At 70.9% G+C, this 8,399-nt stretch carries 6 protein-coding genes; 4 read left to right on the top strand and 2 right to left on the bottom strand.

All coding sequences use genetic code 11. The annotated features are described in order from the left end of the window. Positions 1–70: 70 nt before the first annotated feature. Both RWP81_RS11655 and tatA read right to left on the bottom strand, forming a co-directional pair. Positions 71–631, bottom strand: coding sequence for a twin-arginine translocase TatA/TatE family subunit (locus RWP81_RS11655; RefSeq protein ID WP_314456271.1), 561 nt, complete (start codon positions 629–631; stop codon positions 71–73). 48 nt (positions 632–679) lie between these two features. Continuing rightward, complete coding sequence (gene tatA, locus RWP81_RS11650; RefSeq protein ID WP_243224266.1) at positions 680–919, bottom strand: twin-arginine translocase TatA/TatE family subunit; 240 nt, start codon at positions 917–919, stop codon at positions 680–682. 419 nt (positions 920–1,338) lie between these two features. On the opposite strand from tatA, the gene RWP81_RS11645 reads away from it, so the two are divergent. The 4 genes from RWP81_RS11645 to RWP81_RS11630 all read left to right on the top strand — a co-directional run. Continuing rightward, positions 1,339–4,884: a PQQ-dependent sugar dehydrogenase gene (locus tag RWP81_RS11645; RefSeq protein ID WP_314456269.1), complete on the top strand. Its 3,546-nt coding sequence runs from the start codon at positions 1,339–1,341 to the stop codon at positions 4,882–4,884. 87 nt (positions 4,885–4,971) lie between these two features. Next, positions 4,972–6,000, top strand: a complete 1,029-nt coding sequence (locus RWP81_RS11640; RefSeq protein WP_314456267.1) for a sugar phosphate isomerase/epimerase — start codon at positions 4,972–4,974, stop codon at positions 5,998–6,000. A 17-nt stretch (positions 6,001–6,017) separates the two neighbouring features. Further along, the gene (locus RWP81_RS11635) at positions 6,018–7,289 is read left to right on the top strand and encodes a hypothetical protein (RefSeq protein ID WP_314456265.1); all 1,272 of its coding nucleotides are present in this window, start codon (positions 6,018–6,020) and stop codon (positions 7,287–7,289) included. 73 nt (positions 7,290–7,362) lie between these two features. Beyond that, the coding region (locus tag RWP81_RS11630) for a DUF916 domain-containing protein (protein ID WP_314456263.1) at positions 7,363–8,399 on the top strand (1,037 nt) is incomplete at its 3' end.

The raw sequence follows: 8,399 nt of genomic DNA, 5'->3' as shown, positions 1-8,399 counted from the left end.
CGTCTGGGTCATGCGCCCATCTTCGCGCACCGCGCACCCCCCGGACGAGGACGTGTCGGTCGCCGACCGGCTATCTCCCGTGGGGAGGAACCGTTGCGGCGCGCGCGGGCGCCGCGGCGGACGACGCTCCCGGATCCGTCTCGGCGGGTGTTCCCGAGGGCGCGCCCGGCGCGGATGGCGCCTCCGGATCCGTCTTGGCGAACGGCGGAGGAGCGCTCGGCGCGGATGCCGCCCGCGGCAGGAGTTCGAGGGAGGGTGCCGGATCAGCGCTCGGCAGAGGTGTCGCCGAGGACCCGGTCTTCGCGGCGAGCGGGCCGGCGAGCGCGAGCGGGTCCGGCTCACCCACCCCGCGAGGAGTCGCGGGCGCCGCATCGGGCTCGGTGAGGAGTGCCTCCCGGATGATGCGACGCGGGTCGTACTGCCGGGGGTCGAGGCGCTGCCAGTCGACATCGGCGACCTCGGGGCCCAGTTCCTCCCGCACCCGCTCCTGCGCGGTGCGGGCCATGCGCCGCACCTGCTGGATCGCGCGGCGCAGCGACTCCGCCGCCGCCGGCAGACGCTCCGGCCCGATGATCATGACGGCGATCAGGCCGATGAGCATCAGCTTCTCGATCGTCAGACCGAAGGTCACGGGTCCACCCTCCGCGTCGTCGCAGGGCCGTGCGGACGCATCGCCGCGTCAGCGCGCCGACGGCGGGTCGGCCGCGAAGCCGTCGATGCGGGTGTCGGCGACGCCGGCGGGAGAGGCCTGCGCGTCGGAGGCGGCATCCTCCTCTTTCATCGCCTTGATCTCGCCGCGGAACACGCGAGCCGACTTGCCCACGCTCTGCGCGAGGGCGGGGAGTTTGGCGGCACCGAAGAGCAGCAGGATCACCGCCAGCACGATCAGCAGGTGCCATCCGGTCAGTCCATGGAGCATGAGGCCTCCTCGGCCGCGCCGACGTCGTTGCCGGCTTTGGGGATCGGCGCGGGGGACGCACCGTCGGCGATGCTAGCCCGCGACGAAGCGTATTCACAAGCTCTGCGTCGCACACTCTTTTGTTGGTTGCTTGTAGCGCAACTTTTGATTGACCTATGGAAAAACATCGGTCAAGATGACCAACGAGCGACATCGCCGACCATGCGAACGACTCATCCCCCCAGGCTCGACCGAGATCTGCCCGCAGAGGCGGTGATCGACGACCGATCCGGACTCGACGAAGAGCGGAGGAAGGTACCCGCGTGTGGCCGACAGCCACCGCACGATGAGCCCGGGCCGCCACGAAACAGTCGTTGAGACCGACCGTGTGGCGACCCGGTGAAAACAACTCGCACGCATTCACAGGAGCTGTATTCACGATGAACTCTACTTCTCGGCATCCGGCCATCCGGGCCCGGTTGACGGCGGTCCTCGCGGCCACCGCACTGGGCCTGGGCGCCATCGCCGCGGCCCCCGCACCGGCCTTCGCCCATGAGGGTCACGACCACGGGACCGACCCCGTCGTCACCGACCCCGGTGGCGATCACGGAGACCCCACCGACCCCGGCACCCCCGACCCCGGCGACACCGGCGAAGACGGCGGTGCCCTCGACTGGAGCAACTACGAGCGCGTCCTGCTCACGAAGAACGTGGGCGAGCCGATCGACCTCGCGGTGCTCCCCGACAAGCGGGTGCTGCACACGGCTCGCAACGGCGACGTCCGCCTGACCGACCCGGCCACGGGCGTCACGCGCGTCACGAACACCCTCGACGTCTACGCCAACTCCGAGGACGGCCTGCAAACGGTCGCCATCGACCCCGACTTCGAGAACAACGGCTGGGTGTACCTCGTCTACTCGCCGCGAGACGCCGACGGCGACGGCGTGACGGACACCCCCACGGGCAACGCGCCCAACACCCTGCCCGCCGGCGCCGACGAGTCCTACTGGGACCAGTGGGTGGGCGTGAACCGCCTCTCCCGCTACCAGTGGACCGGCGACCAGCTCGACCTCTCCACCGAGCAGGTCGTCCTCGACGTCGAGGTCCAGCGCGGGCAGTGCTGCCACGTGGGCGCCGACATCGGCTTCGACGCCGACGGCAACCTCTACCTGAGCACGGGCGACAACACCCCGGCATCCACCCCGGGCGCCAACGGCTTCGCCCCCAACAACGACGCTCCCGGGTTCAACCCCGGCTTCGACTCGCGCCGCGGCGCCGGCAACACCAACGACCTCCGCGGCAAGATCCTGCGCATCCACGTCGAGGACGACGGGTCGTACACGATCCCGGAGGGCAACCTCTTCGCCCCCGGCACCGAGCTCACCCGCCCGGAGATCTTCGTGATGGGCGTGCGCAACCCGTTCCGCATCGAGGTCGACATCGAGACCAACTCGCTGTCGTGGGGCGACTACGGCCCCGACGCGACGAAGGCCGTCGCACAGACCGCGGGCCGCGGCCCCATGGGCCTGGTGGAGTGGAACGCCATCAGCCTCGACGAGCCGCAGAACGCCGGCTGGCCCTACGTGCACGCCGACAACCAGGCGTACAACGACTGGGACTTCGCCACCGCCACCCCTGGTGCGTTCTTCGACCCGCAGAACCTCAAGAACGAGTCGCGCTGGAACACCGGTCTCACCGACCTGCCGCCCGCGCAGCCGGCGACCCTCTGGTACGGCGACAACCCCGGCGACCAGCCGTGGGACGAGCTGGTGAACTTCGGCGCCGGCAGCGGCCAGGGCCCGATGGGCGGACCCGTCTACCACTACGACGAGTCGAACCCCTCGACCACGAAGCTCCCCCGCCACTGGGACGGTAAGGCGTTCATGGGTGAGTTCTCGCAGGACTACATCGCCTCCTTCACGCTCGACTGGGATGCCCTCGAGGTCACTGACATCGAGGACTTCCTGCCCAACGCCGCACTGAGCACGCTCGGTCAGCCGACGCACGACAACCCCATGGACATGGAGATCGGTCCCGACGGATCGATGTACGTGCTCGACTACGGTGACGGCTTCTTCCGGGCCAACCCGGATGCCGGGTTGTACCGCATCGACTACGTCGCCGGCAACAAGTCGCCGCAGGCACGCTTCACCGCCACGCCCACCTCGTCGTCGCAGGCTCCCCTGACGGTGCAGTTCGACGCCACGGCATCCACCGATCCCGACGGCGACGCCCTCACCTACGAGTGGGACTTCGACGGCAACGGCACCTTCGACGCCACCGGCGCGACCACGTCGTACACCTACACCGAGCTCGGCAACTACACCGCGCGCCTGCGGGTCTCGGACGCGGGCGGACGCTTCGGCCTGACCTCGCGCACCATCTCGGTGGGCAACCAGGCACCCGAGGTGAAGGTGGAGTTCCCCGGTAACGGCGCGTTCTTCGACTGGGGCCAGGCCATTCCGTTCAAGGTGACCACCTCGGACGCCGAAGACGGCACCGCCACCGACTGCGCCCGCGTGACGTGGACGTACGGTCTCGGACACGACGAGCACGCTCACCCCGAGGTCTCGGGCACGGGCTGCACGGGCGTCTTCCGCACCGACCCGAACTCGCCCGAGCACGGCCCCGGTGCCCTGCTCTACGGCGCGGTCGTGGTCACCTACTCCGACCGGGGCGCCAACGGCCTGCCCGCCGCCACGGGTGAGGCGACCGTTCGCCTGAACCCGAAGCTCCAGCAGGCGGAGCACGCCATCCGCCGCCAGGGTGTCGCCACGTACGCCGACACCGACGCGTCGGGTGGCAACGCCATCCGCGGCCTCGGTCAGGGCGACTTCCTCGCCTTCGACCCGGTGAACTTCGCCGGTATCGACGGTGCGGTCGTCCGGGCAACCGGTGCGGGCGAGGTGCAGCTGCGCTGGGGCGCCGCCGACGCCGCGCCCTTCGCCACGGCGAAGATCCCCGGCGGCAACGGCTGGAAGGACGTGCAGGTGGCGTTCGACGCCCCCGAGGGCAGCGGCGCGCTGTACGTCACCTCGCGTGACGAGCTCGCCGTCGACTCGCTGACCATGGTCGGCGACGGCGTGGGCGACGTCACGGCTCCCACGGTGGCGCACACTCTCGCCCCCGCCGCCCCCACCGGCGTCGGCGGCGTGTTCAACGAGCCCGTCCGCTTCTCGGTGCAGGCCGCCGACAACGGCACGCTGGCCAGCGTCCAGTACTCGCGCGACAACGGCGCGACCTGGACGAACCTCGCCGCGAACCAGCAGTACGGCGTGACGTTCGACCAGAACGGCACGTACGACCTCCGCTACCGCGCCACCGACACCGGCGGCAACGTGTCGGAGCTGGGTTCGGTGTCGTTCACGATCGACCTCGACGCTCCCAACGAGCCGACGGTCGACACGCGGACGATGGTCACGCTCGCCTCCCCGCGGGTCACCTACGGCGCCCCCGGCGACGTGACGGTGGCGGTGCGCGGCGAGGGCGGCGCACCCACGGGTGAGGTCGTGCTGACGATCGGCGAGAACGAGATCGCCCGCGGAACGCTGGATGCCGACGGCAACGCCGTCATCGCCCTGCCCGCCGACCTGCCGGTCGGCACGCACACCCTGCGTGCCACCTACGGCGCCGACGAGACCTTCAAGGGCTCGGCCGGCATCGGTCGCCTCACCGTGTCGCAAGCGCGCTCGACGACCACGGTCGCCGTCTCGCCCACGCCGGTCAAGCCCGCCGTGGCGGCCGTCGCCACGGTCCAGGTGGTCTCGTCGACGGGCATCGTCCCGACCGGCGACGCCACGGTGACGATCCGCCGCAACAACGCGGTCGTCGCCACCCTCACCGGAACGCTCGGCGCAGACGGCACCGTCCAGGTGACCCTGCCCAAGCTCAGCACGGTGGGCGCCTACCAGGTGCAGGCGTCCTACACCGGGTCGACCGGCATCGCGAAGAGCAGCGGCAGCACCAGCCTGACCGTCCAGAAGTAACACCCCGGTGGGGGTCGCGCAGCTGCGGCCCCCACCACACCCTCGGCCGTCCCCGGCATCGGGGCGGACCCACCTCGAAGGAGAGTCATGAGTCACCACCACGACCACGCGCACCCCACGGTGCCGGATCGGCCCATGAGCCGTCGCACGCTGCTGAAGGCACTGGCGGCGTCGTCCGTCGCCGTCGGCATCGGCGCCGCCGCAATGCCCACCGCAGCCTCCGCATCCACCGCCTTCGGCGCCCGCGCCGCGGCCGCCGCTCCCCCGGTCAGCGCCGGCAAGCGCCTCGTCCCGGTCAACCGCATCGGCATCCAACTCTTCACCGTCCGCGACAAGGTCAGCTCGCTGGGCTTCCGCGCGGTGTTCGAGGAGCTGGCCCGCATCGGCTACTCCGAGATCGAGTTCGCCGGATACACCCAGGGCCAGGTCGGCGCGATCACCCCGCAGCAGATCCGCCAGTTGCTCGACGACAACGGACTGCGCGCGACCGGAGCGCACGTCAACCTGAACCCGAACAACATCGACCAGCAGCTCGAGATCGCGAACGTGCTCGGCATGCCGCACCTCGGTCAGGGCGGACCCATCGCCGGTGGCTACGGCGGCCCCATCGCCAAGGACGCCTGGATGCAGGCGATCGGCACGTGGAACCAGATGGGTGACAAGGGACGCGCCGCGGGCATCAAGCTCTACCTCCACAACCACGCCCAGGAGTGGGGTTACACCACCGACACCCAGGAGCGCGTCTACGACCTGTACTGGCAGCACCTGAACCCCGAGACGGTGTTCTTCGAGATGGACGTCTACTGGGCGCACGTCGGAAAGCACCTGTACCCGGGCTTCGAGCCGATCGACTACATCAAGCGCGACCCGCGACGCTTCCCGATCCTGCACCTCAAGGACGGGAAGCTGAACCCGAACAGCCCCAACGGCTACGACATCGTCGAGTTCGGCGCCGGGAACATCGACTACACGGCGTTCCTGTCGCAGCTGCGCGACCGCGGCCAGCGCTTCGGCATGTTCGAGCAGGACAACGCCTCCACGGTGCCGGTCAACCCGGGCGACTCGCTGGCGAACGCCGACCGCAGCTACGACAACATCGCAGCCCTGCGCGGCTGAGCGACGAGGAAGATCACATGAACAAGATCACCAAACTCACCACCGTCGGCCTCCTCGTCATCGGGGGCAGCGTCGTCGCCGTTCCCGCATACGCGGCCGACCTCACCTGCACCGACGACCTGGGCAGCCAGACCGTCTCGGGCAACCTGCTGGTCCCCAGCGGCGCGGACTGCGTCCTGGGCGGCGCGACCGTCGAGGGAGACATCGTCGTGGAGGAGGGCGGCTGGCTGGATGCCACCTCCGTCACCGTCACGGGAGACGTCATCGCCACCGACGCGTACGGTGTGTCGCTCGACGGCACCAGCGTCGAGGGCGACATCAGCGCCTACTCGGCCGACACCACCGTGGGCTTCCTCTACGTCAACGACCTGCGCGTCGGCGGGTCGGTCGCGGCCGGCGGCATCGACGTGGAGGTCGTGGACAGCGCGATCACGGGCTCGCTGCTCACGCAGCAGGCGAACTACGTCGACATCGTGCGCTCCTCGGTCGGCGGCGACGTATCGGTCGATCGCTCCGGCTGGGGCGTGTCGATGACGGGCGCGGTCGTCCAGGGCGACGTCACCGTGAGCGGCAGCTCGCGCGACGTGCTCATCGGCGCCACCGCCGACGGCGGCAGCGACGCGTTCGCCAACACCATCGGCGGCGGCCTGTCGCTGACGGGCAACTCGGCCAACCTGCGCGTGGCGAACACCACCGTCTACGGCGCCCTGGCGCTCGATGCGAATACCCCCGCCGCCGTGTTCGGCGCCGGCGTCCGCGCCGGCTCGACCACGGGCGACTACACCGGCGAGGCGCCGACCGCGCCGCCGGCCGGCGACCAGTCGATCGCCGTGACCGTGCCCGCACAGGGTTCGGGCGAGCTGACGTGGGCGATCGAGGGCACGTCGCGCCTCGTCGACCTCGGGGTGGCCGAGCAGGAGCTCGACCACTTCCACGCCGAGGGCGAGATCATCCCGATCCGCATCCAGGACACCCGCGCCGGCAACCCCGGATGGTCGCTGACCGCCCAGGTGTCGGACTTCACCGCCGGTGGCGAGCAGGTGTCGAGCAAGTACCTCGGCTGGACGCCCGAACTGATCGAGAACGCGGGCGACGCCATCGCCGGCGCTCCCGTCCCCTCGGGCTTCGACGAGGGCGAGGGCCTGTCGGTCGCTCGCACGCTCGCTTCGGCGAACGAAGGCCACGCGCGCGGCAGCTCGCTCGTGGGCGCTGATCTGGATCTCAAGCTCCCGCTCGAGACCCCCCGCGGCACCTACACCGCGACCGTGACGCTGACCGCCCTCAGCTGATCCCACCCGCCGGGGTCGCGTTCCCCATGGAGCGCGACCTCGGCGGACCTCCCTCGAACCGAAAGCCACGCCCATGTCCCAGGCGATCACCTCCCCCGTCCGTCTCCTCCTCTCCCTCCTCGCCGCTCTCGCCCTTCTGCTGGGCACGCCGATCGCCGCCTCAGCGGCCGCCGCTCCCCTCGCCGTCTCCGGCGCCGCCGCCGAAGACCCCGCCGCTCCTTCCGCCGACACCACGGTGACGTGGAGCGTCAAGCCCGCCGACACCGCCCAGGGTCGCGACCGCCCGAACTACGCGTACGACCTGCAGCCCGGAGGCTCCGTGGGCGACGCGCTCTACGTCGCGAATCGCAGCCCGCAGCCGATCACCCTCTCGGTGTACGCGGCAGACGGCTTCCTCACCGAGGACGGCTCGCTCGACATCCTCGCCGGCGGCGTGGCATCCACCGACCTGGGCAGCTGGGTGCGGGTCGAGACCCCCGAGCTCACCCTCGACAGCGGCGCGAGCGCCGAGGTCCCCTTCACCGTCACCGTGCCCGCCGACGCTCCCCCGGGCGATTACGCCGCGGGCGTCGTGGCATCCATGCGGGTCACCGCCGACAACGGCACGATCACCGAGCGACGTCTCGGCTCGCGCGTGCACCTGCGCGTGCAGGGCGACCTCGCGCCGGCCCTGACCGTGGGCGACGTCGTCGTCGACTACCACGGCACCGCCAACCCGCTCGAGACGGGGTCGGCGACCGTCACCTACACCCTCACCAACACCGGCAACACGCGCCTCGACCCCACCGTCGACGTCGCCCTCGGCGGCCCCTTGGGCCTCGCGGGTGTGACCGCCGCCGATGACGCCCCCGAACTGCTGCCCGGCAGCTCTCTCCAGCGCACCGTCGAGGTCGCGGGCGTGGTGCCGCTGATCTTCCTCGCCGCCGATGTGACCGCGACCTCGCAGGTCGTCTCGCGCACGCTCGCCGGGGCCGAACCCTCGGCCCTCGACCCGCTCGTGTCGGAGGGGACGGCGGCCACGGCCGCGATGCCCTGGACGGCGCTGGCGATCCTGGCCGCCCTCGCGTTGTTCATCGCGTGGCGCATCGTCGCCGGGCGTCGGCGCAAGGC

The organism is uncultured Microbacterium sp. (genome assembly GCF_963521695.1).
GTDB lineage: Bacteria > Actinomycetota > Actinomycetes > Actinomycetales > Microbacteriaceae > Microbacterium.
This window is presented reverse-complemented; position numbering and strand designations above follow the sequence as displayed.